We start from the raw sequence: 24,927 nt of genomic DNA, 5'->3' as shown, positions 1-24,927 counted from the left end.
GCCAAGAGGTGCCTGGAGATGACTTTGGAGATTTCAACTGCGTGGTTAAATCCTTTTCGTGCGCCGCCGGCTCCAGGTAATGCCCGCCGCAGCCGCGATAATCATCACTCCGATATTTCCGAACAGCCAGATCGCGAAATTGCGGCTCTGGTCCGCATCGCTTTCATACAGCGGACCCAAATAGGTTCCGATCAGTATGAAAATCAGATTAAAAGCACCCATGGCCGAAGCGACCAGCAGCAAGACGAACAAGACTCCTTTGATGACCTTCATATGACCTTCCAGAACCAGATGTCCTTGGACTCATGGTAATCCGAGAAGGTACCTTCGATGGAGAAGCCCATTTGTATTCGTGGGTAACTCAACCAGTCCGTCAGCCGGCGACCATTCCAAAGGTCGATGTGATCGCCACTGCGATTGGCAGAGGTTTCATTTGCCCGGCGCCAGAAGTCCTTGAAGAAAATGATTCCCTGCTGCCCTTCCAGGCTGTCTTCAAAGTCTTCGCTTTTGACGGTTTTCATGCCTTGCAAGCCGGGAATCCTGGCTCGACTCAAGGCTTTGGCGAGTTCTTCGGCAGCCAATATGTGCCCTTCGCTCTTGGGATGCTGCCAACAATGACGCACACTCCTGAGCTGGCTCATGTCGGCGCCTGCGCGCCGCAGGGCCACGCCGAGATTGATCGCGCATTGATCGCTAAAGTTCTTGGAACCATTCGTCCTGCAAGGCGCGGCGTCGCCGAATATTTCGGGATGACTCTTCCATAACGTATCAAACGTAAACACCCTGTTCCCCCTGCGGCTTTTGATCCTGGAGGCCTAGCCTAGCAGATGGCGAAACAGCTTCATTTTACCTATCACCCAATCACCCGCGTTTTTTCTCCTAGACTTGCCATGTTTGCAGTTCGCCGGGGCTGGGATGAGCCCGCACGATAAACATAATTCCAAGAGAATCGCCATGCTCAGACCCTTATGGAACGCGCTCGCCTTCACGCTGGCTTTCACCACGCTGGGCACCGCTGCGGCGGACCCCATCGTCATCAAGTTCTCCCACGTGGTGGGCGAGCAGACGCCCAAGGGCCAAGGCGCCTTGATGTTCAAGAAGCTGGTGGAGGAACGCTTGCCGGGCAAGGTCAAGGTGGAGGTTTATCCCAATTCCACGCTTTATGGCGATGACAAGGAAATGGAAGCGTTACTGCTGGGAGACGTGCAGATCATTGCGCGTTCGCTGGCCAAGTTCGAGCAGTACACCCGCAAGGTACAGCTGTTCGACTTGCCGTTCCTGTTCGACGACATTGCCGCGGTAGACCGTTTCCAACAGAGCCCCCAGGGCCAGCAATTGCTCAAGTCCATGGAAAGCAAGAACATCACGGGCCTGGCCTATTGGCATAACGGCATGAAGCAATTGTCGGCGACCAGGCCACTTCGTACGCCCGAAGATGCGCGCGGCCTGGTCTTTCGCGTGCAGACTTCCGCCGTACTGGAGGAGCAGTTCAAGGCAGTGGGCGCCAAAGGGCAACCGATGATATTTTCGGTGGTGTATCAGGGGTTGCGTACGGGCCTGGTCAACGGCACGGAAAACACCTATTCGAATTTCTACAACCAGAAACTCCATGAGGTGCAGAAATACGTTACCGAATCCAACCACGGCATACTCGATTACATGCTGATTACCACGTCGGACTTCTGGAACGGCCTGCCGCCGGATATCCGCGCGGAACTGCAGAAGATCGTGGTCGAATCCACTGCCCATGCCAACAAGGAAGCGGAGCGATTCAACCAGCTGGACAAACAGCACGTCCTGGACGCCAAGACCACCGAGATCATTACCCTCACGCCGCAAGAGCGCAACGCCTGGCGCGACAAGATGAAACCGGTGTGGGCGAAGTTTGAAAAGGACATCGGCCCGGACCTGATCCAGGCTGCCGAAGCGTCCAACCCGGCGCAGTAATACGCGGCACTTGATGTCACAATGCCCCGGCAAGCTATTTTCTGCCTAGACTTGCAACTGTCCCACCGTGCGTTTTGTTGAATGAGCCCGCACGGGCAAAACTAAAAATAAAAGGAAACCCCAATGTTCAAACCTATGTGGAAAGCACTCGTCTGCACGCTGGCCCTCAGCGCGCTGGGCTCGGCCATGGCAGCCGATCCGGTGGTCATCAAGTTCTCGCACGTGGTGGCCGAACAAACCCCTAAAGGCCAAGGTGCGTTGCTGTTCAAGAAGTTGGTGGAAGAACGCTTGCCGGGCAAAGTCAAAGTCGAGGTGTACCCCAACTCCTCGCTGTTCGGCGACGGCAAGGAAATGGAAGCCCTGCTGTTGGGCGACGTGCAGATGATCGCGCCGTCCCTGGCCAAGTTCGAGCAATACACCAAGACGGTGCAGTTGTTTGACCTGCCCTTCCTGTTCGACGACATCTCCGCCGTGGACCGTTTCCAGTTGAGCCCAGAAGGTCAGAAACTGCTCAAGTCCATGGAAAGCAAGAACATCACCGGCCTGGCCTATTGGCACAACGGCATGAAGCAAATGTCCGCCAACAAACCGCTACGCGAACCCAAAGATGCCCGTGGCTTGAAGTTCCGCGTACAGGCGTCTGCGGTGCTCGAGGAACAGTTCAAGGCCGTCAACGCCAACCCGCGCAAGATGAGTTTCGCCGAGGTGTACCAAGGCCTGCAGACCGGTGTGGTGAACGGTGCGGAGAACCCCTACTCGAACATCTACAGCCAGAAGATGCATGAAGTGCAGAAGTACATCACCGAATCCAACCACGGTGTACTCGACTACATGCTGATCACCAACACCAAGTTCTGGAACGGCCTGCAGCCGGACGTGCGTAGCGAACTGGACAAGATCCTGGTTGAAGTGACCGCGCACGTGAACAAAGAAGCCGCGCAACTTAACCAGAACGACAAGCAGCGCATTGTCGACGCCAAGACCACCGAAATCATCACCCTCACGCCTGAAGAGCGCAACGAATGGCGCGACAAGATGAAGCCGGTATGGAAGAAGTTCGAAGGTGACATCGGTGCCGACCTGATCAAAGCCGCCGAAGCCTCCAACAAGGCACAGTAATGGGTTGGCCGGCGCTGCTGTCGAGGCAGCGCCGGCCTGTCGTCCTCCCTGCAGGAGATGCCATCCATGAACGCCCTTCGGCGCACTTGGGAACATTTCGAGGAAGCTTTCATTGCCTTCCTTTTGGCCGCCATGACGTTGGTCACCTTCGTCTACGTGGTCCTCAACAACCTTTATGCCGTGTTCTATAGCCTTGGCGACAACTGGCCGGCCGCCAGCGAGTCGATGTTCGCCATTGGCGACGGCATCATGGGCATGGCCCAGGCGATGACCTGGAGCAGCTCGCTGACCAAGGCGCTATTTGGCTGGCTGATTTTCTTCGGTCTTTCCTACGGCGTGCGCACCGCAGGACACATCGGTGTCGACGCGCTGGTGAAACTGGCGAGCAAACCAGTGCAACGCTACATTGGCGTGATCGCCTGCCTGTGCTGCCTGGGTTATGCCGGGTTGCTGGCAGTGGCGAGTTTCGAGTGGATCAACACGTTGATGATTGCTGAGATCGGCGCCGAAGACCTCGGCCATTTCGGCATCATGCAATGGCATGTCGGGCTGATCGTGCCCGTAGGATTCGCCCTGGTGTTTATCCGTTTCGCGGAGATTCTCGTACGCATTTTGATGAATCGTCAGACGGGCCTGGGCCTGGCCGATGAAGCCGCGGAAGCGATCAAACTGACCGAGATCGAGGAAGACAAGCCATGACCATTGCCTTCCTGTTCATTGCGCTGTTCGTGCTCATGTTCATCGGCGTGCCGATTGCGATTTCCCTGGGCCTAGCCGGATCGCTGACGATCATTTTCTTCAGCCCCGACTCGGTGCGTTCCCTGGCGATCAAGCTGTTCGAAACCAGCGAGCACTACACTTTGCTGGCGATTCCGTTCTTCCTGCTGGCCGGTGCGTTCATGACCACCGGTGGCGTGGCACGACGGTTGATCGATTTTGCCAACGCCTGTGTCGGCCACATCCGTGGCGGCCTGGCGATTGCGGCAGTGTTGGCGTGCATGTTGTTTGCCGCGCTGTCCGGTTCCAGCCCCGCAACGGTGGCGGCGGTGGGCTCCATCGCGATTGCCGGCATGGTGCGTTCGGGTTATCCACAAGCGTTTGGCGCCGGCATCGTCTGCAACGCCGGCACTTTGGGCATCCTGATTCCGCCGTCGATCGTGATGGTGGTGTACGCGGCCGCGACCGAAACCTCCGTAGGCAAGTTGTTCATGGCCGGTGTGGTGCCGGGCTTGTTGCTGGGTGTCTTCTTGATGGTGGCGATCTACATCGTCGCGGTGAAGAAAAACCTGCCAGCCTTGCCCAGGGCAACCTTGCGCGAATGGCTGACGGCGGCACGCAAGGCGGTCTGGGGCCTGCTGCTGATGGTCATCATCCTCGGCGGGATCTATTCGGGGATGTTCACACCCACCGAGGCTGCGGCGGTCGCAGCGGTGTATTCGGCGTTTATCGCACTGTTCGTCTACAAGGACCTGACGTTCCGCGAGACGCCGAAGGTGCTGCTGGAGTCGGCCAAGTTGAGCATCATGCTGATGTTCATCATTGCCAACGCCATGCTCTTCGCCCATGTGCTGACCACTGAGCAACTGCCGCAACAGATCACCGCGTGGGTGATCGAGGCCGGGTTGACGCCAGTGACCTTCCTGCTGGTGGTGAACATCGTGCTGCTGATTGCCGGTGCGTTCATGGAGCCGTCGGCGATCATCCTGATCCTGGCGCCGATCCTGTTCCCGATCGCCATGAAACTGGGCATCGATCCGATTCACCTGGGCATCATCATGGTGGTGAACCTGGAAATCGGCTTGATCACGCCGCCGGTGGGCTTGAACCTGTTTGTCACCTCGGCGGTGACCGGCATGTCGCTGACGGCCACCATCCGCGCAGCCATGCCGTGGCTGATGATCTTGCTGGCGTTCCTGGTGTTGATTACCTATGTGCCGTGGATTTCGCTGGTTCTGCCGAACTGGTTGGGAATGAGCTGATCCTGTGGCGAGGGAGCTTGCTCCCTCGCCACAAAGACGCAGCCGCCACAGCCCTTGGGCGCATTGCGTTATGATCCCTGCTTCCTTCTGAAGCAGAGCTTTTCCTACGAATGTTGCCGTCCCCTTCCGACACACCAACCACCCTACCCTCCGTCCTCGTCGGTCCGCTGCTGCGGCGATTGGAAGCCCGGCGGCTGGTGATGTGGCTGGTGGGTTCACGACCCTTGACGTTGACTTTGCGCCTCGACGAAGCAGGCGATCTCGAGCTCGACGCCACGCGCTGCACGGTGGTGCCCGTGGGGCGGCAGGCATTCTTGCACTTGATCGACGTGCATCTCGATACTGCCCTGGCGCTGGATGTGACGATTGACTACGACCTGCTGGTAGACGGCACGCCCATCGCCGAATGGGCGCCGCACCTGCTGTACGGCGGTGCGAAGTGCCCTAATTTCATGCTGCATTCGCGCATCGGGCAACTGGTCCATGGCTCCTGCCGCAAACCCCACTACCCGGCCAACGACGGTTTGCTCTGTGTCGACCGACTGTTGGCGCAATCTCCCGAGCAACGGCCGGCGTTGTTGATGATGAGCGGCGACCAGGTGTATGCCGACGATGTCGCCGGGCCGATGTTGCGGGCGATCCATGCCTTGATCGAGCGCCTGGGGTTGTTCGAAGAATGCCTCGAAGGTGCGGTGGTTGAAGACAGCGCCAAGCTTTACCAACACCCCGCCAGTTATTACCACCGTGCAGACTTGCTGCCAGCGCTCGAAAGCAACGAAACCCTGCGTGAGCGTTTCTTCGGCGGGGCACGCAAGCCGATCTTCACCAGCAGCAGCGCAGATAATCACCTGGTGACCTTCGCCGAAGTCATGGCGATGTATCTGCTGGTGTGGTCGCCCGTGCCGTGGACGTTGATCGACCCGCAACCACCCGAATTGACCGCCGAACGACGTCAACGCTATGACGTGGAGCAACAACGCATCGAGGCTTTCAGGGCCGGACTTGGCGGCGTGGCCCGGGTGTTCGCGCACCTGTCCTGCTTGATGATCTTCGATGACCACGACATCACCGACGACTGGAATTTATCCGCACAATGGGAGGAAACGGCCTACGGGCATCCGTTCTCCAAGCGCATCATCGGCAACGCGCTGATCGCCTATATGCTCTGCCAGGGCTGGGGCAATAACCCGGACGTGTTTGGCGAGGTGATCCAGCAAACCGTGGCGTTATGCGGCACCGCCAAAGACCGCTACCTCGACAGCGCGCCGCAGGACACGCTGATCGACACGCTGCTCGGTTTCCAGCAATGGCACTACGTGCTGCCGAGCACGCCGGCGCTGGTGGTGCTCGACACCCGTACGCGCCGCTGGCGCAGCGAAAACAACCTCAAGCAGCCGTCGGGCCTGCTGGACTGGGAAGCGCTGAGCGAGCTGCAACAAGAACTGCTGGACCATCCCTCGGCGATCATCGTGTCACCGGCGCCGATCTTCGGCGTGAAACTGATCGAGACCGTGCAGCGGGTGTTCAGTTGGTGCGGTTATCCACTGTTGGTGGACGCGGAAAACTGGATGGCCCATCGCGGCGCGGCCCAGGTGATCCTGAATATTTTCCGACATTCACGTACGCCCGGCAGCTATGTGGTGCTCTCGGGTGACGTGCATTATTCCTTCGTCTATGAGGTATTGATCCCACATCGCAAGGGCGGTCCGCGCATTTGGCAGATCACCAGCAGCGGCATCAAGAATGAGTTTCCTCCGGCGCTGCTGGAGTGGTTCGATCGACTGAACCGCTGGCTCTATTCCCCCCGATCCCCCTTGAACTGGTTCACCAAGCGCCGCAGCATGCGCATCATTCCCCACGTCCCGGAACACGCCGAGGCCGGGGAACGCTTGTGGAATTCGGCGGGTATCGGCCAGGTGTTTTTCAATGAGCAGGGGCAACCGGCGGACATCTACCAGCACAACGCCAACGGCCATCCGCCGACACGCATGCTGGCGCCGAAATCGCCCCCAGGCTGATCACTTGCTGGCCGAGGCCATCAGCACGCCGAAGGAAAAGAACGTCAGGCCGGACAACTTGCCGACAACGCGCGTGCCTTGGCGCGTGGATAGCCAGCCCCTGGCACGGCTCGCCATCAGCGCATAGCCACTGTGTATGCCGATGACGAGCAGGCCGTAGGACGCCACCAGCAGGAGAAACTGCGTGTAATAGTTACCTGCCGGCTCGATGAACTGCGGGAACACCGCCAGGAAAAAGAACCCGGCCTTGGGGTTGAGCAACTGGATCGACAACGCCTCGACAAATCGCCGCCAAGGACGTGAAGGCGTGTCGTTGAGGGTCGGAATGAAGGTCTTGGTGTTCCACATCTTCACGCCCAGATACAGCAAGTAAGCCGCGCCGATGTATTTCAACACGGTGAAGGCCGTCGCCGACGTCGCCAGGATCAAGCCCACACTGCTGGCCGAGATGCCCGCCACCAGGAAACCGCCTAGGGCGATGCCGAGGATACCGGGCAAGGCGCCGCTCCAGCCATGACGCACCGAGTTGGACAGGGTCAGGACCACGCCCGGGCCAGGGCTGAGGATGGTCAGGGTTGCGAGCAGCAGGAACAATCCATAGCTGGCCATAGTGGCTCCGTTGGCGATTTATGTTTGCAGGCGACAGACACTGTAGACGGATTTCATATTGGCGCAGGAAAAATCTGTGGGAGCGAGCTTGCTCGCGATGACGGAGTGTCAGGTGATGAAGATGCTGAATGTTGGGCCGTCATCGCGAGCAAGCTCGCTCCCACATGGGGATTGGGTGAGGGTCAGAACGCCAGCTGCAGGCTTTGCTGGCCTTCGAGGCTGAGCAAAAACTGCTTGGCGGCGAGGCCGCCAGCGAAACCGGTGAGGCTGCCGGACGTGCCGATGACGCGATGGCAGGGGGCGATGATGGAGATCGGGTTGCGTCCGTTGGCCGCTCCGACGGCGCGGGTCGCGGTCGGCTGGCCAATCTGGATGGCAATGTCGCGGTAGCTGCGGGTCTCGCCGAATGGGATCGTCAGCAAAGCCTGCCAGACCCGCACCTGGAAATCAGTGCCGGCGAAGTCCAGCTCCAATTCGAAACGGCGGCGCTGGCCGGCGAAGTATTCCAGCAGCTGACGCTCGGTCTCCTTGAGCGTCGGGTGATCGTCGTCTGGCTCCAGCGGCCCGAGGCGCACACGATTGAGCCGTTCGTTTTCCCACAGGATCGCCGCCAGCTTCGTGCCTCGGGCAACAAGGATCAGCTCGCCGACGGGGGACGGGATGGTTTTGTACAACGGCAACATCGAATGGAATCCTCGACTCACGCGTAATGGCTCTTGTGGCGAGGGAGCTTGCTCCCTCGCCACAGTTTTGTCACAGCAACCTCATCCCAACAACCCCAACGCCTTAGCCCGCGCCACGGCCTGGGTGCGGCGTTCTACGCCGAGTTTACTGTTGATATGGCTGGCGTGGGTTTTCACCGTGTGCAGCGAAATGAACAATTGCTCGCTGATCTCCTGGTTGGAACAGCCCTGGGCGATCAGTTGCAACACCGCGCGTTCGCGGCTACTGAGGGTCTCGACCGGCGTCATGGATTCGGTAGCTGGCGTCGCCGCCGATGGCAAGGATTCGAGCAGTTGTTGGCGCAAGTCGCTGGGCGGTGCCTGCAACAGTTGCTCGCGCAGCCACTCCGGATGTTCTTTCAACAACCACTCGAAAGGTTGCAGCACCCCGCCGATGGCGGCCTCGAAGGCTTGGGCCAGAGCGCTTCGTGCTTGCGGCTCACGCTCCACAGCGAGCAGCAACGCGACCTTCTGATTGAGCACCATGACGCTGAGCATTTGCCGGCCGGTTTGCTGCGCGTGCTCCAGCAACGCATCGAGGCGCCCTTCGGCCTGCATCGGTTGCCCGCGGATGGATTCCAGCAAGGCCTGTTGCAGTTCAACGTGCAGTGGCAGTTGCGGATGGAATTCCGGAGGCGCGGCAGCCCGTTCGCCAGTGTAGGTCTGTCCCAGTCGCGCCAACCAGGCTTCGGCCAGCTCGGTGCGGCCCTGGGCAAGCCAGAGCTCGCATTTGACCAGGGTGATCATCGCCAGGTAATACACCGGCGGAACGTCCCAGATATGCATCAGGCGCTCCGCCTCGGCCAGTTCGGCAAAGGCCCGGGCGAACTCGCCGTTGTAGCCTTCGACGCGTGCAATCACGCAATGGCCGATCAACACGCTGATGTCACGGCAGGCCCTGGCTTCGGTCAGGCCGGCTTGCAACCGTGCCAATCCAGCCTGGGACTGCATGCGCAGGGTCAGCAGAAATCCCTCATACAGGACCAAACGCGCTCGCACCGCGTACAACCGTTGTGGCGACAAACCCTGCAGACGTTGCAGCCCTTGTCTCACTTCTTCGAGCGCCCGCAGGATTTCTCCCCGGGCTTGCAGTACCCGGGCCCGATCGTAATGGGCGAGGGCCTCGAAGAGCGGATTGCCGACCCGTTGCGCCAGCTCCAGGGAATCCCGGTTCAAGGCACGAGCCCGCCACAGGTCGCCATCGGCAATCGCCAGGTTCGACAGCGTGGACAAGCACATCAGGCGTTGGCCATAGCGTTTTTGCGGCAGGCTTTCCAGGGCTTCGGTGCAATAGCGCAACGTAGCCGCGCGGTCGCCACGCCCTCGGGCAACAATGCCGCTCAGGGCTAGCCATTGCGCGAGCATGGACTTTTGCGCAGTGGCCGATGGGGCTGGCAGGAAGCGGCTCAAGTGTGCGGCCAACTCCTCGGCGGCATCCAGTTGGCAGGCCAGGCCCAGCGCCCAACTGTAGAGCACGATCAACCTCGGGGTGCTGATGAGGAGGCTGTCGGGCAAGTCCATTTTCCAGCGCAGCAACATGCCGACGTTCTGCTCGGCCAGCAGTTGCTCTTCCGACAGGTTCTGCACGAGGTTCGCCGCCACATCCAGGTGCCCCGCCCGCAGCGCCTGCTCCACGGCTTCGTCGATCAAGCCCTGGGCGTTGAACCAACGGCAAGCCCGAAGGTGCAGGGTCGCGGCCGGCACCATGGCCGGCGCACTGGGACGGCTGCGCAACAGGTCGGAAAACAGGTGATGAAAACGGTACCAGTGGCCATGTTCGTCCAACGGCACCAGGAACACTTGGTGCGCGGCCAGGTATTGAAGAATTTCCTGACTGTCATGGGCATCGCGCACCGCATCGCACAGCTCGCTGCAGAAGCGCTCTTGCGGGGCGATGTCATAGAGAAACGCCTGCACCTCGGCGGGCAGGCAATCAATGACTTCCTCCAGCAGGTAATCGCGGATCAGCCCTTCCCCACCGTGCAGGGCCTGGGGCAGCCGTCCGTCATTGCCGGCCTCGGAAGCCGCGAGCAACCAGAAACGCAGCCCGGCCACCCAACCTTCACTGCGCTGGATGAGGCTTTCCAGCGCCTCCCCGCGCAGTGAACTGCTGTGACGCTGGAGCAAGGTCAGCGCTTCGTCATGAGTCAGGCGCAGGTCTTGTTCGTTGAGTTCGAGCAATTGCCGCGACAGGCGTAGCCGTGCCAGGTGCCAGTCCGGTCGCTGGCGGCTGGTGACCAGTACCAGCAGCCCGTCGGGCAGGTGATTGAGAAAAAACTGCAGGCAGCGATCCAGCACCGGGCTCTGGGCGAGATGGTAGTCATCGAGCACCAGCAACAAGGGAGTGCGAGGGGACAGATGCGCCGACAGCTCATCGAGCAGACCGTCGAGCCATTCTTCGAACGCGAAGGGCTGATGGCGCTGGCGCATTTTCAGCAGGCCCAGTGCCCGGCCACCCAGTTGCGGGAAAAACGCCTGGAGCCCTTCGAGCAGCCGCTCCAGGAAACGCCCCGGGTCGTTGTCCCTGGCACTGAGCCCCAACCAGAGGCTATGCCAGTGGGCCGGCAGGCCCTGGCAGAACTCCACCGCCAGCGAGCTTTTGCCAAACCCCGCCGGCGCACTCACCAACAGCAACCGGCCACCAAGCCCGGCACCCAGGCGCTCGCACAACCGCGGCCGCACGACATGGCCGTCGGGCAAGGGTGGGCGGTAGAAGCGCCCTTCCTGTACCGCAATGGCTGCGCGGGAAGAATCCGGAAGTGAAGACAAATCAGTCATGGCCGGCTCTTGTTGGAATGCGGGTGGCGGCGTTGCAGATGTCCGCAGACTAGCCGTAAACGGAGAGGTATTGAAGGGAGTGCTACAAATGGCTACAAAAAGGCTACAAACCAAATGCCTTGGAGTGCTGCTTTTGTGTCGGTCAAAAAAAACGCCCCGAACCAGTCGGGGCGTTTTTTCGAGGATGCGGCCTCGGGTGGAGCGATTTAGCGAACGCCTTCCTGGCGCAGTGCCGCCGGGGTGAAGTCGCTGGTGGACGCGGTGAAGCCGAAGTCGTAGGCCGATTTCTCTTCGTTCTTCATGCCCAGGGCCAGGTAGCGACCGGACTGCAGGTCATAGATAACCTCCATGGCGTACCACGGCACTTGCTTGTCGTAGTAGTTCTCGGCATGGGCTTCGGCCACGCGCCACAGCTGGCCACGACCGTCGTAGTGATCGATGACCGCGGCTTGCCAGGTGTCTTCGTCGATGTAGAAGTCACGCTTGGCGTAGATGTGGCGCTGGCCTTCCTTCAGGGTTGCGGTCACATGCCAGACGCGACGCAGCTCATAGCGCGCCAAGTCCTGGTTGATGTGGCCGGCCTTGAGGATGTCGGCGTACTTGAGCTGCGGCGAATCGATCTTGTGGCTGTTGGAGGCGATGTACAGCTCTTTCTTGCCTTCCAGCTTCCAGTCGTAACGGTCCGGCGCGCCGTTGTACATGTCCAGGTTATCGGAGGTGCGCAGGCCGTCGGCGGCGGTACCCGGGCCGTCGTAGGCGACTTGCGGGGCCTGGCGCACGCGGCGTTGGCCGGCGTTGTAGATCCAGGCCTTGCGCGGCTCCTTCACCTGGTCGAGGGTTTCGTGCACCAGCAGCACGGTACCGGCCAGGCGCGCCGGCGCAGTCACTTGCTGCTTGAAGTAGAACAGCACGTTGCCCGGGTTGGCCGGATCGAAGCCCTTGATCTTGTCGCGGAACACGAACTGATCCTGGAAGTACACGAGGTTGTACGAACCGTTGGGCTGCGGCGTGGCCTGGGTGACCAGACGTGTCACGCTGCCGCCGCGATAGCGGGTGATGTGGTTCCAGATCACTTCGAGCCCGCTCTGGGGAATCGGGAACGGCACCGCCGTCTCGAAATTCTCCAGGCCGTTGCCAGCGCCCACCAGCTTGGTGTTCACGGCGTTTTTCTTGATGGAGGCCAACACGTCATCCGGCACGGTGGCGCCGCGATGGGTCGGGTAGACCGGCATCTTGAAGGTTTCCGGGTAGCGCTTGAACATCGCGTACTGGCCCGGGGCGAGCTTGTCCTTGTACTGGTCGACGTTCTGCGCGGTGATGGTGAAGACCGGTTTTTCACTGGCGTACGGGTCGGAGAGGAAGCCCTTGCCGTCCACGCTGCCGGCGTTCTTGGCCATGGGTTTCCAGGCGGTGATCGAACCATCGGCATTGCCAGCCATCTCGGCGCCCATCGGCGTCAGGCTCTTGCCCAGCTTATCGGCCTCGGCGGCAGGCACGGCGGCCATGACGCTGGCCGCCAACAGGGATAGTCCCAGCGCACCGACTTGCAACAGATTCTTTGTTATTTTCATAGTGTGTCGTCCTGAAATACGGCTTAGAAGTTCACGCCGACGCTGAGCGCCACGAAGTCGCGATCGTCCACAGTGGTGTACTTGCCGTCGAAGAAGTTGGTGTAGGCCAGGCTGGCGGTGTAGGTGTTCTGGTACTCGGCATCCAGCCCGAGGCTGACGGCCTTGCGACCTTCCTCGAAGTTGGCGCCAGGGCCTGGCGAGTAGCCTTTCACATCATGGGACCAAGCCACGTTCGGCCGCAGGTTTACACCGGCGAACACGTCGTTGTAGTCCCAGATCGCGCGACCGCGATAACCCCAGGAGTTTGCCGTGGTGAAGCCATCATTTTCGCAATAGCGACTAGCGTTGTTCTGCGCTCCGCCTGCCAGGGTCGAACCGTTCAATATCTCGCATTGGCCATTCGGCAATGGCCCAGGGCCATAGCTTGGATCACGGCCATAACGCGCCTTGGAAGTGCTTTCCAGACCACCGACGTGAGTGAAACCGACCTCGCCTACCAATGTCAGGCGCTCGGCGCCCATGACCTGATCGAAGAAGTGGGTAAAGGTGGTTTGCAGTTGTGTCACTTCCTTGCGGCGATAGCCTGGCTGGTCCGTGTCTGCCTGTCCTGGCAGTACAGAAACATCGGGGTTCAGAGGCGTTAATCCGGAAAACAGGATGTCAGTGGTATTGAGCTGGACCGGTGCATTCGGACGGTAGCTGATTTCGCCGCTCCATGCGGTACCTGTGGGCAATGTGGTCGAGAAGCTCAGGCCATACAGGCGGATATCTTCGGGATACTCGACGTAGTAGTTTGAATTACCTGCGACCACCATCGGTACCATGGCTTGAGCCATGGCAACCGCTTGAGCAAACGGAATGCCAGCGGCCATCAGCGACCCTACCAACCCTGGTCCGCTGGTATAAGCGCTGGCTGGTGCACCATGACCGCTGAAAATTGGCGCACGGCTGTGGTAGTTCATGAAATAAGCGCCAAACTCAGTATCCAGCGGCTCGTACATGTACTTGAAAGACACGCCAAACTGGCCGCTGTCCCGAGCATCACGGTCGGCGCCACGACGAACCAAAGTGCCTTCGCCATCTACGTCCACACCGAACGCACCCAAGGTAGGCATCGCAGCAGCTGGAATCGCCGACGCGCTCCTCAGCACTCGCAGGTTACTGTCACAACCATCGGAAATGACGTCCGGCTGCGAGAAGAAAGTCCCGCAGTTGTCAGTAACGGTCTGGTCCCACTCCAATTGGTAGAAAGCTTCAGCTGACAAATTGTCGGTCAGGCTCTGGGACACATAGAACATATTGACCGGGATCAGCCCTTCCTTGACCTCGGCGCCCGGACGACGGAACGCGGATACATCGACCGGGTTGATGGCATTGATGCCGTTCTGAATGAAGGTGCTCTCGCCCCAACTAACCACCTGCTTGCCGAGGCGCACCGAGCCGGGCTGATCGGCAATGGCGTAGTTGTGGTAAATGAACGCATCGAGAATCTGCCCGCCGGAAGACTGAGCGCCTTCTTTTCGGTTGCTGTCGCTGATGTCCTTGAACGGACGGCTTTCGTCCTTGAGCTCAAAGTCATACCAATACTTGCCACGCACAAACACACCGGTGTCGCCGTACTTCAGCTCCAGGTCATGGATACCCTTGAAGATCTTCGAGAAGGTTTCCCCACGCTTGAAATTCAAGTGACCGTCATCAGAGGTCTGGGACAAACCATGGCCACCATTGTTGACGCCGATCAGGTTCTTGTTGGCCTTGGCCGTGGACCAGCTCGCGCCGACCGACAGGGACGAATCGAACTGGCCTTCGATTTCACCGATGTTGAAGCTGACGCCGAAAGCCGGGCCGGCGAGCGAGGAGGCAAGACTGACGGCCAGCGGCAATTTTGCCCGGCGCCAGAAAGTGTTTGCTGAGGTCATCGACGCAACTCCATGTGTTTTATTGTTATGGCAGTGGGTATTTCCGGAAACCCTTCGCCGTGCTGGCACGTGCGTCCCATTCCAGAAAACCTTGAGCGGACTATAGCCAGCAGGTAGTACGGCTTGATCCCTCTAAAGTGTGATTTGCAGCCCACGACCACTCTGGAACAGTCCTTCGCCAGGCCGACACCTGTCGGCACGGCAAGGATGGCTGAATTTTCGGTTTTGACAAGACAAGCGCTTGCTTGGTGGGGCTGCCGTGCCCTTTTCGGGCACGGCAGGGACGCTCAGAGCGTCGAGAGGAAGGTGCTGTTGTTGCTTTGCCATTCGGTGATGTCGACGCGGATACGCTTCTTGTCGAGCTTGCCGACGCTGGTCTTGGGAATTTCCGTAACAAGGGCAATCTGGCTCGGGATTGCCCACTTGCTCAGGTGCCCCAGCTCGACGAATGGCTTGAGGTGTTCCTTGAGCTCGCGAGCCCCGATCTCATGCCCTTCGCGAATCACCAGCAAGGCAAACGGCCGCTCGCCCCACTGCGGATCGGGAATGCCGACCACTGCTACTTCACGTACCGCCGCATGACGGCTGATGAGGTCTTCGAGGTCCAGGGAGGAGATCCACTCGCCACCGGTCTTGATCACGTCCTTGATGCGGTCCCTAATGTCGATGAAGCCCATGCCGTCGAGCGTGGCGACATCGCCGGTGTGCAACCAGCCGCCGCTCCAGAGCTCGGCGCCCTTTTGCGGTTCATTGAAATAACCTTCGGTGAGCCACGGCGCGCGCAGCACCAATTCGCCCTGGGTCTCGCCGTCGGCGGGCAGGAAGCGGCCCTCGCCGTCGACGATCGCCGCCTCCACCAGCGGCCCCGGCACGCCGGCCTTGATCCGGTAGGTGATGCGTTCGTCTTCGCTGCCGGCCATCAGTTCGTCGTTGAGGTGGGCGCAGGACACCAGCGGGCCGGTCTCGGACATGCCGTAGGCGGCGGTGAGCTGGATGCCCTTGGCTTTGGCCGCCTCGTACAGGCTGCGGTTGAGGGCGCTGCCACCAATGACGATTTTCCAGCCGCCGAAATCGGTGCCCTGGGCGCCCTTGGCGTTGAGCACCATCTGCAGGATGGTCGGCACGCAGTGGGAGAACGTGACCTTTTCCTTGCGCCACAGCTCTACCAGGAACTCCGGGTCGTAGCGGCCGGGGTAGACCTGCTTGAGCCCCAGCATGGTCGCCACGTACGGCAGGCCCCAGGCGTGGACATGGAACATTGGCGTGATCGGCATGTACACGTCGTTGGTGCCCAGCAGCCGCACGCTGTCGATGGCGCCCATGATGGTCGACACGCCCAGGGTATGCAGCACCAGTTGCCGATGGGTGAAATACACGCCCTTGGGGTTGCCTGTGGTGCCGGTGGTATAGAACGTGGTGGCGACGGAGTTCTCGTCGAAATCCTGGAAGTCGTAGACCGGGCTTGCACCGGCCAGCAGTTGCTCGTACTCGCCAACCAGATCTGGCAGGTCGGCGGTTTTTTCCGGCAGGTCGGTCAGCAGCAAGGTTTTCTTCACCGTGGTCAGGTGCCCGGCAATCGCCTGGTACAACCCGACGAACTCACTGTTGACCAGCACGAAGCGGTCCTCGGCGTGGTTCATGGTGTAGAGGATCTGCTCTGGCGACAGGCGCACGTTGATGGTGTGGATCACCGCGCCGATCATCGGGATCGCGAACATGCATTCCAGGTAACGATGACTGTCCCAGTCCATCACCGCCACGGTATCGCCGGCCTTCACCCCCGCCTCGGTCAGCACATTGGCCAGCCGCGCGACGCGCTCGATCAGCGTCGGGTAGCTGTAGCGCAACTGGTCGCGGTAGATGATCTCGCGGGTTTTCTCGTAACGCGCGCCGGACATCAGCAGCCGCTTGATCAGCAGCGGGTATTGATAGGCGCCTTCGGCTGGAGGAATTACGCGAGTCTGCAACATAAGTGTCCCTTTTCTGACTGCACGGTCTTGGCTGGAAAGTAAGCACTCTAAAGCGCTTATTCGCGGATCAAATCAGCCGAAGGAATGATTTGATCCGCTCGCAAATACCAGCTTTGAGCCATCATCGGGACGGGTTCAGCCCGCTCAGTGGGACTCGGTAAACGCCAGCTTCACCCCGATGGCAACCAGCACGGCACCCATGGTCCGGTCGAACCAATGACCCATGCGGGCAAAAGCGGCACGCACCCGTGCCTGGCTGAACAGCATCGCGACCATGCAGAACCAGGCCGCCGTGGCGACTGCGAGATAGACGCCGTAGCCGGCCTGGATCGCCATCGGGGTATGGGGATTGATGACCACGGTGAACAGGGACAGGAAGAACAGCGTCGCCTTGGGATTCAGGCCGTTGGTCACGAAGCCGGCGGTAAATGCGCCGCGAGCGGTGCGTTCGCCGACTTCCTTGTGCAGGTTTTCCTCGCTGGCCTTGGCCGGCTGCGCACGCAATGCCTTGAAGCCGATGTACAACAGGTAGGCGGCGGCCGCCCACTTCAATGCGTTGAACAGCACGATCGATTGGGACACGATCAGGCCGATGCCCAGCAGCGAATACCCCACGTGCAGGAAGATCGCGGTGCCGACGCCCAACGCTGTCCACGTCCCGGCGCGGCGACCGTGGGTCACGCTTTCACGCACCACCACGGCGAAATCCGGACCAGGGCTGGCCACGGCCAGCAAATGGATCAGGGCGACGGTGAGGAATTCGGCGAGGTACATGGTGCGGCTCCTTGCGACAATCTCTGTTGAATGAATCCCGTGGCGAGGGAGCTTGCTCCCGCTCGGCTGCGCAGCAGTCGCTTGCCTCTGGGGCCTGCTTCGCAGGCCAGCGGGAGCAAGCTCCCTCGCCACGGCAAATGTTCTGATAGGCTCGCCACATTACGCCTTCAGTCCTTTCCATGACAGGTACAGCTGATGACCAATACCGCCCGCGCAGTTTTTCTCGATCACCCTTCCCTGGACCTCGGCGACCTCGACCTCGGCCCGTTGCGCGAATGCTTCGGCGAACTGCAACTGTTCGCCGGAACCCGCCAGGATGAGGTAACAGAGCGGCTCAAGGGCGCCACGGTGGCGATCACCAACAAGGTCGTGATCGATGCAGCCGCGATGGCCGCCAACCCCGAACTGCAACTGATCCTGATCAGCGCCACCGGCACCAACAACGTCGACCTGGTCGCGGCCCGCCGCCATGGCATTACCGTCAGCAACTGCCAGGGCTACGGCACGCCGTCGGTCGCCCAGCATACGATCATGCTGTTGCTGAACCTGGCGACGCGCCTGGCCGATTATCAAAAAGCCGTGGGCGAAGGTCGCTGGCAACAGGCTTCGCAGTTCTGCCTGCTGGATTATCCGATTGTCGAGCTGCAGGGCAAGACCCTCGGACTGCTCGGCCATGGCGAATTGGGCGGCGCCGTCGCGCGGCTGGCCGAAGCCTTTGGCATGAGCGTCTTGCTGGGACAGATTCCCGGACGCCCCGCTCGTCCCGACCGCCTGCCATTGGACCAACTGTTGCCGCGAGTGGACGCCCTGACGCTGCACTGTCCGCTCAACGAGCACACCCGTCATTTCATCGGCACGCGCGAACTGGCCTTGCTCAAACCCGGTACGTTCGTGGTCAACACCGCACGCGGCGGGCTGATCGACGAGCAAGCCTTGGCCGACGCCCTGCGCAGCGGTCACCTGGGCGGTGCGGCCACCGACGTGTTGAGCGTGGAGCCGCCCACCGAGGGCAATCCGCTGTTGGCAGGCGATATCCCCCGGTTGATCGTCACGCCCCACAACGCCTGGGGCAGCCGCGAGGCACGGCAGCGGATCGTTGGCCAACTGAGCGAAAACGCCCAGGGATTTTTCAGCGGTACAGCGCGACGGATCGTCAGTTGATAAACTGCCGCACTTTTTTTCAAGGAGCAGACCATGGATCCGCGCAGTGAAGTACTGCTTCGTCAACCTGAGCTATTCCAGGGTTCGGTCCTGCTGGCTGGCCTGCCCGCCGACGATCTGCTCGGCCGCCTGCCCGAGGCCCATGGTTGGTGCTGGCACGCCGGCGATCAAGCGGCCCTGGATGCGCGCTTCCCGGAGCGCAGCCATTTTGGCGTGAACGTACCCGAGCGAGGGTTCGACACCGCCGTGGTGTTCCTGCCCAAGGCCAAGGACCTCACCGACTACATCCTCAACGCCGTGGCCGCGCGCCTGGCCGGTCGCGAGGTGTACTTGGTGGGGGAAAAACGCAGCGGCATCGAGGGGGCTTCCAAGCAGCTCAACCCATTCGGCAAGCCACGCAAGCTCGACAGCGCGCGGCACTGCCAGCTCTGGCAAGTCACCGTCGCCAACGCGCCCGAGGCCAAGCCGCTGGAAAGCCTTGCACAGACGTATGAGCTGCCGTTGGCCGAAGGTGCTCTGAAGGTCATCAGCTTGCCGGGGGTATTCAGTCACGGGCGGCTGGATCGTGGCAGTGCGCTGTTGCTGGAGCACTTGGACAAGCTGCCCAGCGGCCACCTGCTGGACTTCGGCTGCGGCGCCGGTGTGCTGGGCGCCGCGGTCAAGCGTCGCTACCCGCACAACACCGTGACACTGCTGGATGTGGATGCCTTCGCCGCCGCCAGCAGTCGCCTGACCTTGGCCGCCAACGGCCTGGAAGCCGAGGTGCTGACCGGTGACGGGATCGACGCTGCGCCCATGGGTTTGAACGCGATCCTCAGTAACCCCCCGTTCCATGTCGGCGTACACACGGATTATCACGCGACGGAAAACCTGCTGCGAAAAGCCGCCAAACATCTGAAAAATGGCGGCGAACTGCGGCTGGTCGCCAACAGCTTCCTCAAATACCAGCCGCTGATCGAAGAGCACCTCGGCACGTGCACCATCAAGGCCGAAGGCCAGGGTTTTCGCATCTACCGGGCCAAGCGCGGCTGAAGCATTTTGGAAAAACAGCGCTTGCCCAATCGGATTTGCCTAGGCAGAATCCGCACCGTCCTAGGGGAGTAGTCTCCCGCGAGCGCCCTGCTCGCCCGGCATACGTCAACATACTTGGTCAGCAGACCATGGCGTATGCGGCCCAAGCGTCCACGCAGATGGTCGCTGGGTTTGACAAGACCTATGACACGCACACCTTACCCGGGGCGGGAAGGCTGTACGTGTCATAGCCGTGTCGACCCGCCCCTCTTAGGAATTTCCTGATGCTGGACTCTCTACTCGTACCTACCGCCATCGTTGCGCTGGCTGAAATCGGCGACAAGACGCAACTGCTCGCGCTGATCCTTGCCGCTCGCTTTCGCAAACCCTGGCCGATCATCGCCGGCATCGTCGCCGCGACCCTGGCCAACCACGCGGCAGCGGGCGCGGTGGGTGCCTGGGTCAGTGGGTTCTTCTCCGACTCGGTGTTGCACTGGATATTGGCGGCAAGCTTCGCGGCCACGGCATTGTGGACCCTGGTCCCGGACAAGCTGGACGATGAAGAGGCCAACACGGCTCGCAGGTTCGGGCCGTTCCTGACCACGCTGATCGCGTTCTTCCTGGCGGAAATCGGCGACAAGACCCAGATCGCCACGGTGATGCTCGCCGCGCAATACCCGGAACTGTGGTTGGTGATCATTGGCACCACCGTGGGCATGTTGATTGCCAACGTGCCGGTGGTATTGGCTGGCAACTTCGCCGCCGAGAAACTGCCCCTGGCCCTCATTCGCCGCCTGGCCGCCTCGGCGTTTTTCATCCTGGCAATCGTGGCGGTGTACAAGGCAATGCAGAGCAGCGGGTGGGTTTGATGCTTTTGTGGCGAGGGAGCTTGCTCCCTCTGGGCCTGTAGGAGCTGCCGAGCGAAGCGAGGCTGCGATCTTTTCCAACACAACTGATCCCAAACAAAAGATCAGGATCAAAAGATCGTCCGAACGCGGCCCGAGCCTTCGCCAGCTCCTACAGGCCCGAGCGGGAGCAAGCTCCCTCGCCACAAAACAGGGTGATGCTTACTTCTTGGCCTGCTGGTAAAGCGGCATCACCTTCGGAATCGCCGCTTGCAACGAGGCGATCCGACTGCTCGACGATGGGTGGGTGCTCATGAATTCCGGCGGAGCGCCTTCCGAAGCCTTGGCCATCTTGTTCCAAAGGGTGATCGCGGCGTTCGGGTCGTAGCCGGCGCGGGCGGCCAGTTCGAGGCCGATCAGGTCGGCTTCGTTCTCGTTGCCACGGCTGTTGGGCAAGGTCATGCCGTAGTTGGCCACGGTGTCGGCCAGCGCCAGGCTGTCCTGGCCCAGGCCGAATATCGCTCCGGCGCCCTGCTTGGCCATTTCGATGCCATAGGCCTTGGACATGGCTTCACGGCCGTGCTCGCGCAAGGCGTGGGCAATTTCGTGACCCATGATCGCAGCGATTTCAGCATCGGTCAGTTTCAACTGATCGATCAAGCCGGAGTAGAACATGATCTTGCCGCCAGGCCCGCAGTTGGCATTGAGCTCGTCACTCTTGATCAGGTTGACTTCCCAGTTCCACTGCGCCGAATCCGGGCGGAACACAGGCGCCTGGGCAATCAGGCGGTCGGCAATGACCTGGAGACGCTTGGCATCGCTGCTGGTCTTGTCCAAAGCGCCCTGGGCTTTCGCCTCGCCCATGGTTTTCTGATAGGACTGGGCGTACATCTGGTTGACCTCGGCGGTCGACAGCATGCTGAACATGTACTGCTTGCGCTCCACCCCCACGGCTCCGCCGCTGGTGGTGTTGACCGATTGGCAACCGGCAAGCAGCAGACCTGCACTCAGCGCACTTACCATCAAAATCTTGTTCATTTATGAAGCTCCCTGGAAACGTGGGCGTATCCTAGGCGTTGATTTGTATCGGCGCCAGATACACAGCGCGAGGATTACAGATTTTTCTGAAAGGCCCGACTCCCGGTGGGAGCGAGCCTGCTCGCGAAGGGGTTGGGACTGTCGCCACAACCCTCAAGCCGGCGTCAGGCACTCCGGCCCATTGAGTTTCGGGTCGTTGACCATGTTCGCCAACACCCGCTCGCGCAATTGCCCCGGCTCGCTCGCCAGCAGCCCTTGCAAGGCATGCAACGGTGTCTCGGGATCAAGCCAGAGGCGTTGGCCTTCTTCGTCCAGAATCAATGGCCGACGCTGGCCAGCCGCCGGTTGGGTGATGACTGCCGTGCTCAACCACACCTGTTCCTGCACCGGATACGCTTCCCAGATCGCCGCGAAAAACAGCGACGAACCCTCTCCCGGCGTCAGCCAGTACGGGCGTTTACGCGATCCACCGCGCCATTCGTAGAATCCGTTGGCCGGCAGCAGGCACCGGCGCAAACGCAGGGCCTCGCGGAACATCGGTTGCTCGGCGACGGTTTCGGCCCGGGCGTGGGCGGGAGTACGGGACAGATCGGTCAGCCACGGCGGCGTCAGCCCCCAGCGCGCCCGGGCCAATTCGCGCTGGCCGTCGGCGCCAACCCGCAGCATCAGCACCGAATCGTTGGGCGAAATGTTCCATTGGGCCTTCTGATCGACGGGGAAGCCGGGCAAGGCCGCGAAGGCGGGATTCCAGCGAAACAGGGCATAACGTCCACACATGGGGAAATACGGCTCTCATATCAAACGGCGGCCAGCCTAACAGACCAGCGTTCCGGGGTAACTGTCCGGTTCATCGCCGGGCACCGGCAGCGCGGCATTGTAGGCGGCGATCAACTCCCGGGCGTATTGCGCCTGTTCATCGTCCACCGCCAGCCCCAACAGCCCGTGCATCGGCAGCTCCCCCGCGCCACCCACCAGGTCACGGCCCACCAGATGTGCCGTGATGCCTTCGCTGGCGAGCATGCCTTGGAGCAATTCGCCTTCCATCAGGTTTTCCAACTCGTAGATTCGCTGCATGGCCACCCCATCATTCGTTTTCGCTGAAGACCTCGAGGTGCCACTCCTCACCGTGGACTTGCAGTACGAAGGTAATCGGCCGACAGCAGACCTGACAGTCTTCGATATAGGTCTGGTCGCCACCGGAAAGATCCAATGAAGTCTCTACCTCTTCCCCACAATACGGACATTCATACTCAGCGGCTTCCAGCATCGCGGTCTCCCAAGTGACTTGTGCGTATAATCGCCGGTCTATTTGCAGGGCTATTTTCGTCTGGCTTATTTTCCAGGCCGTGCCCTGTCGTATTTTCGATCGAACCTTTACTTACCCTAGCCGTTTCCAACAAGAGAGCATGATGGGCGAATTCGATGCCATCCGACCTTACGACGACAGTGAAGTCCCAGCAGTGCTGGCACGGCTGCTCAGCGACAAGGCGTTTCTAGATATCCTCACCCACTTCCGCTTCCCGCGCCTGGCCGGCGCGTTCGGCTGGATGCTCAAACCCCTTATAGCGCAGAAGTTGCGTCGAGAGTTCGCCGGTGTGACATCGGTCGCCACGTTGCAGGACAAAGTGGAGTTCTATGTCGACCACACCATCGAGCGCGCCACCGATGGCGTGACGTACACCGGGGTGGAGCAATTCAAATCCGGCAACGCTTACCTGTTCATCGCCAACCACCGCGACATCGTGATGGACCCGGCGTTCGTCAACTACGCCGTGTACCACGCCGGCCTGCCGACCCCGCGCATCGCCATTGGCGACAATCTGCTGCAGAAGCCGTTCGTCAGCGACCTGATGCGCCTGAACAAGAGTTTTATCGTGCACCGCTCGATCACCGGTCGCCGGGAAAAAATGGCGGCGTACCAGTTGCTGTCGGCGTACATCAACCACTCGATCCGCAACGATTGCGCCTCGATCTGGATCGCCCAGGCCGAAGGTAGGGCCAAGGACGGTGACGATCGCACCGAATCAGCGATCCTCAAGATGTTCCACATGAGCCGCAAGGACGAACCGTTCGGCGAGGTGATCCGCTCGCTGAACCTGACGCCGGTGTCGATCAGCTACGAATACGATCCGTGTGACCAGGCCAAGGCCCGCGAGTTGTACATCCGCGCCACTACCGGGACCTACACCAAGGCACCGGGCGAGGATGACGTCAGCATCGCCAAGGGCATCACTGGCTATAAAGGCCGGGTCCATGTGAATTTTGCCGCGCCGATCACCGAGCTGTTCGAGGACACCAAGCAACTGGCAGCGGAGATGGACCGGCAGATCCTCGGCGGTTATCGCCTGTTCCCGGTGCATTACCTGGCCTATGCCCAATGGGCCGACGCCGACCCGCAGCTACAGGTCCCGACGGCCGCCGAGGTGTTCGGTGCCGAAGAACTGGCGAAGGCCCAAGAGGAATGGCAGCGTCGACTGGATGAGTGTCCGGTGGAACAGCGACCGTTCCTGGTGCTGCAATATGCAACGCCGGTGCGTAACCAGTATCGGGTCAAGGCGGGGTTGGCGCTTTAAGCGACAGCCCTTAGAGCGAGTGACCTGTGGCGAGGGGATTTATCCCCGCTCGAGTGCACAGCACTCGCAAGCCCTTGGGCTAGCCATAGATATCGGGTCTGCTACGCAGCCCAGCGGGGCGGTGCGACGTTTCGCTCAATCCCCTCGCCACAGATTGCTTCATCAGAGCTTTGTGCTGAACCACGACATCAACAGCGCCACGCCCAGGCAAGCAAAACCGAAGCGGTAGAAAAACCGGTTCATGCGTTGCGTCGCCAGGTCCAGCAGCGCTTCGAATCGTTCATTGCTTTCGCCGCCACGCGCTTCGAGACAGGCCCGCGCCCGCTGCTCGCGGCGGCGCGTTGCGTGCAATACCCAGCCACCCGGGCAGGCAAACAGCAGCGCGAGCAGGTTGATCAGTTTGGCGGGGTGGGCAGCGAACAACGAAAACAGTTGCAACGACATCACGAACCTCAAGCGAAAAACGGACGCCTTGCGCCCAAGACCTATAAATCAGGGCGCGGATTCTACCGAAAGCCTGGCGCGCTGCGCGGCTTTTTCCGACCGGTAACGATGTCGTTCAATACTGAATGCGTTTGTGGCGGATTAATTTCATCCGTCACGGTTTCGTCATAAGGATAGGCCACCCTGTCGCCCTCCAAACCTGCACGGAACCCGTCATGCTGCACGCCGAAAACCAGGATCGCCTCTACCTCATCAGCCCGAGCGACGAACAACAGAACCTCGTCGACAGCCTGTCCTTCAACGTCCAGGACCGGCACTGGCTGGTGTATTGCGCCCTCGGCGGCCATCCACATGCTGATCTTCCGGAGACAGACCTGCTGACCGGGATCAGCGTGCTGGAGCTTTATTCCCAGGCCGCCTGAATATCTCATCCATAAAAAAACCCTGTG

At 60.7% G+C, this 24,927-nt stretch carries 24 protein-coding genes and 1 riboswitch; of the genes, 10 read left to right on the top strand and 14 right to left on the bottom strand.

Annotated features, from left to right (window positions below; genetic code table 11):
* Positions 1 to 45 precede the first annotated feature (45 nt).
* Together AB4N42_RS08410 and AB4N42_RS08405 are read right to left on the bottom strand one after the other, a co-directional pair.
* On the bottom strand, positions 46 to 273 hold the full coding sequence (locus tag AB4N42_RS08410) for a hypothetical protein (RefSeq protein ID WP_460116081.1): 228 nt from the start codon (positions 271 to 273) through the stop codon (positions 46 to 48).
* The gene (locus AB4N42_RS08405; RefSeq protein ID WP_407684136.1) at positions 270 to 782 is read right to left on the bottom strand and encodes a type VI secretion system amidase effector protein Tae4; all 513 of its coding nucleotides are present in this window, start codon (positions 780 to 782) and stop codon (positions 270 to 272) included. Before AB4N42_RS08405 ends, AB4N42_RS08410 begins: the two co-directional genes overlap by 4 nt.
* A 172-nt stretch (positions 783 to 954) precedes the next feature.
* Here AB4N42_RS08405 and AB4N42_RS08400 point away from each other — a divergent pair, with 172 nt between their 5' ends.
* The 5 genes from AB4N42_RS08400 (at position 955) to AB4N42_RS08380 (ending at position 7,063) form a co-directional block, all read left to right on the top strand.
* Positions 955 to 1,947, top strand: a complete 993-nt coding sequence (locus tag AB4N42_RS08400; protein ID WP_030138623.1) for a TRAP transporter substrate-binding protein — start codon at positions 955 to 957, stop codon at positions 1,945 to 1,947.
* A 123-nt stretch (positions 1,948 to 2,070) separates the two neighbouring features.
* The gene (gene dctP / locus AB4N42_RS08395) at positions 2,071 to 3,066 is read left to right on the top strand and encodes a C4-dicarboxylate TRAP substrate-binding protein DctP (RefSeq protein WP_030138622.1); all 996 of its coding nucleotides are present in this window, start codon (positions 2,071 to 2,073) and stop codon (positions 3,064 to 3,066) included.
* Between the two features lie 66 nt (positions 3,067 to 3,132).
* A complete protein-coding gene (locus AB4N42_RS08390) occupies positions 3,133 to 3,765 on the top strand; it encodes a TRAP transporter small permease (RefSeq protein WP_030138621.1) in 633 nt (210 codons plus the stop codon).
* On the top strand, positions 3,762 to 5,045 hold the full coding sequence (gene dctM / locus AB4N42_RS08385; RefSeq protein WP_030138620.1) for a C4-dicarboxylate TRAP transporter large permease protein DctM: 1,284 nt from the start codon (positions 3,762 to 3,764) through the stop codon (positions 5,043 to 5,045). Before AB4N42_RS08390 ends, dctM begins: the two co-directional genes overlap by 4 nt.
* A gap of 110 nt (positions 5,046 to 5,155) precedes the next feature.
* Positions 5,156 to 7,063, top strand: coding sequence for an alkaline phosphatase D family protein (locus AB4N42_RS08380; RefSeq protein ID WP_460116080.1), 1,908 nt, complete (start codon positions 5,156 to 5,158; stop codon positions 7,061 to 7,063).
* Here the strand turns inward: AB4N42_RS08380 and AB4N42_RS08375 are convergent, their stop codons facing one another.
* From AB4N42_RS08375 to AB4N42_RS08345, 7 genes are all read right to left on the bottom strand, one after another.
* Positions 7,064 to 7,672: a LysE family translocator gene (locus AB4N42_RS08375; RefSeq protein ID WP_030138618.1), complete on the bottom strand. Its 609-nt coding sequence runs from the start codon at positions 7,670 to 7,672 to the stop codon at positions 7,064 to 7,066.
* A 182-nt stretch (positions 7,673 to 7,854) separates the two neighbouring features.
* On the bottom strand, positions 7,855 to 8,355 hold the full coding sequence (locus AB4N42_RS08370; RefSeq protein ID WP_030138617.1) for a methylated-DNA--[protein]-cysteine S-methyltransferase: 501 nt from the start codon (positions 8,353 to 8,355) through the stop codon (positions 7,855 to 7,857).
* 81 nt (positions 8,356 to 8,436) lie between these two features.
* The gene (locus AB4N42_RS08365) at positions 8,437 to 11,172 is read right to left on the bottom strand and encodes a LuxR C-terminal-related transcriptional regulator (protein WP_030138616.1); all 2,736 of its coding nucleotides are present in this window, start codon (positions 11,170 to 11,172) and stop codon (positions 8,437 to 8,439) included.
* Between the two features lie 206 nt (positions 11,173 to 11,378).
* Entirely contained in the window at positions 11,379 to 12,743 is a 1,365-nt protein-coding gene (locus AB4N42_RS08360; protein WP_030138615.1) for a DUF1329 domain-containing protein, read from the bottom strand.
* 23 nt (positions 12,744 to 12,766) lie between these two features.
* On the bottom strand, positions 12,767 to 14,662 hold the full coding sequence (locus tag AB4N42_RS08355) for a DUF1302 domain-containing protein (RefSeq protein ID WP_198796259.1): 1,896 nt from the start codon (positions 14,660 to 14,662) through the stop codon (positions 12,767 to 12,769).
* 287 nt (positions 14,663 to 14,949) lie between these two features.
* Positions 14,950 to 16,632, bottom strand: a complete 1,683-nt coding sequence (locus tag AB4N42_RS08350; RefSeq protein WP_460116078.1) for a fatty acid--CoA ligase — start codon at positions 16,630 to 16,632, stop codon at positions 14,950 to 14,952.
* Between the two features lie 144 nt (positions 16,633 to 16,776).
* Positions 16,777 to 17,406: a LysE family translocator gene (locus AB4N42_RS08345; protein WP_460116077.1), complete on the bottom strand. Its 630-nt coding sequence runs from the start codon at positions 17,404 to 17,406 to the stop codon at positions 16,777 to 16,779.
* 195 nt (positions 17,407 to 17,601) lie between these two features.
* Between AB4N42_RS08345 and AB4N42_RS08340 the strand changes: the two genes are divergently transcribed.
* From AB4N42_RS08340 to AB4N42_RS08330, 3 genes are all read left to right on the top strand, one after another.
* Positions 17,602 to 18,567 carry a 2-hydroxyacid dehydrogenase gene (locus AB4N42_RS08340; protein ID WP_217860307.1) on the top strand — a complete coding sequence of 322 codons (966 nt, stop codon included), beginning with the start codon at positions 17,602 to 17,604 and terminating at the stop codon, positions 18,565 to 18,567.
* A 33-nt stretch (positions 18,568 to 18,600) separates the two neighbouring features.
* Positions 18,601 to 19,599, top strand: a complete 999-nt coding sequence (locus AB4N42_RS08335; protein WP_460116076.1) for a methyltransferase — start codon at positions 18,601 to 18,603, stop codon at positions 19,597 to 19,599.
* Positions 19,600 to 19,650: 51 nt separating this feature from the next.
* A riboswitch (yybP-ykoY riboswitch) is annotated at positions 19,651 to 19,772 on the top strand.
* A gap of 90 nt (positions 19,773 to 19,862) precedes the next feature.
* Positions 19,863 to 20,447 (top strand): TMEM165/GDT1 family protein, encoded by a 585-nt coding sequence (locus tag AB4N42_RS08330; RefSeq protein WP_030138609.1) that lies wholly within the window; start codon positions 19,863 to 19,865, stop codon positions 20,445 to 20,447.
* Positions 20,448 to 20,645: 198 nt separating this feature from the next.
* On the opposite strand, the gene AB4N42_RS08325 is transcribed toward AB4N42_RS08330, so the two are convergent.
* From AB4N42_RS08325 to AB4N42_RS08310, 4 genes are all read right to left on the bottom strand, one after another.
* Positions 20,646 to 21,461 carry a M48 family metallopeptidase gene (locus tag AB4N42_RS08325; protein WP_030138608.1) on the bottom strand — a complete coding sequence of 272 codons (816 nt, stop codon included), beginning with the start codon at positions 21,459 to 21,461 and terminating at the stop codon, positions 20,646 to 20,648.
* A gap of 153 nt (positions 21,462 to 21,614) precedes the next feature.
* On the bottom strand, positions 21,615 to 22,238 hold the full coding sequence (locus tag AB4N42_RS08320) for an SOS response-associated peptidase (protein WP_030138607.1): 624 nt from the start codon (positions 22,236 to 22,238) through the stop codon (positions 21,615 to 21,617).
* Positions 22,239 to 22,274: 36 nt separating this feature from the next.
* Positions 22,275 to 22,535, bottom strand: a complete 261-nt coding sequence (locus AB4N42_RS08315) for a putative signal transducing protein (protein ID WP_030138606.1) — start codon at positions 22,533 to 22,535, stop codon at positions 22,275 to 22,277.
* Between the two features lie 10 nt (positions 22,536 to 22,545).
* Complete coding sequence (locus AB4N42_RS08310) at positions 22,546 to 22,728, bottom strand: CPXCG motif-containing cysteine-rich protein (RefSeq protein ID WP_030138605.1); 183 nt, start codon at positions 22,726 to 22,728, stop codon at positions 22,546 to 22,548.
* A gap of 139 nt (positions 22,729 to 22,867) precedes the next feature.
* On the opposite strand from AB4N42_RS08310, the gene AB4N42_RS08305 reads away from it, so the two are divergent.
* Positions 22,868 to 24,034, top strand: coding sequence for a 1-acyl-sn-glycerol-3-phosphate acyltransferase (locus AB4N42_RS08305; protein WP_033864426.1), 1,167 nt, complete (start codon positions 22,868 to 22,870; stop codon positions 24,032 to 24,034).
* A gap of 162 nt (positions 24,035 to 24,196) precedes the next feature.
* On the opposite strand, the gene AB4N42_RS08300 is transcribed toward AB4N42_RS08305, so the two are convergent.
* On the bottom strand, positions 24,197 to 24,478 hold the full coding sequence (locus AB4N42_RS08300; protein WP_030138603.1) for a hypothetical protein: 282 nt from the start codon (positions 24,476 to 24,478) through the stop codon (positions 24,197 to 24,199).
* 215 nt (positions 24,479 to 24,693) lie between these two features.
* Here AB4N42_RS08300 and AB4N42_RS08295 point away from each other — a divergent pair, with 215 nt between their 5' ends.
* The gene (locus AB4N42_RS08295) at positions 24,694 to 24,900 is read left to right on the top strand and encodes a hypothetical protein (RefSeq protein WP_030138602.1); all 207 of its coding nucleotides are present in this window, start codon (positions 24,694 to 24,696) and stop codon (positions 24,898 to 24,900) included.
* The last annotated feature ends 27 nt before the right edge of the window (positions 24,901 to 24,927 follow it).

Source organism: Pseudomonas sp. H2_D02 (assembly GCF_054677635.1).
This window is presented reverse-complemented; position numbering and strand designations above follow the sequence as displayed.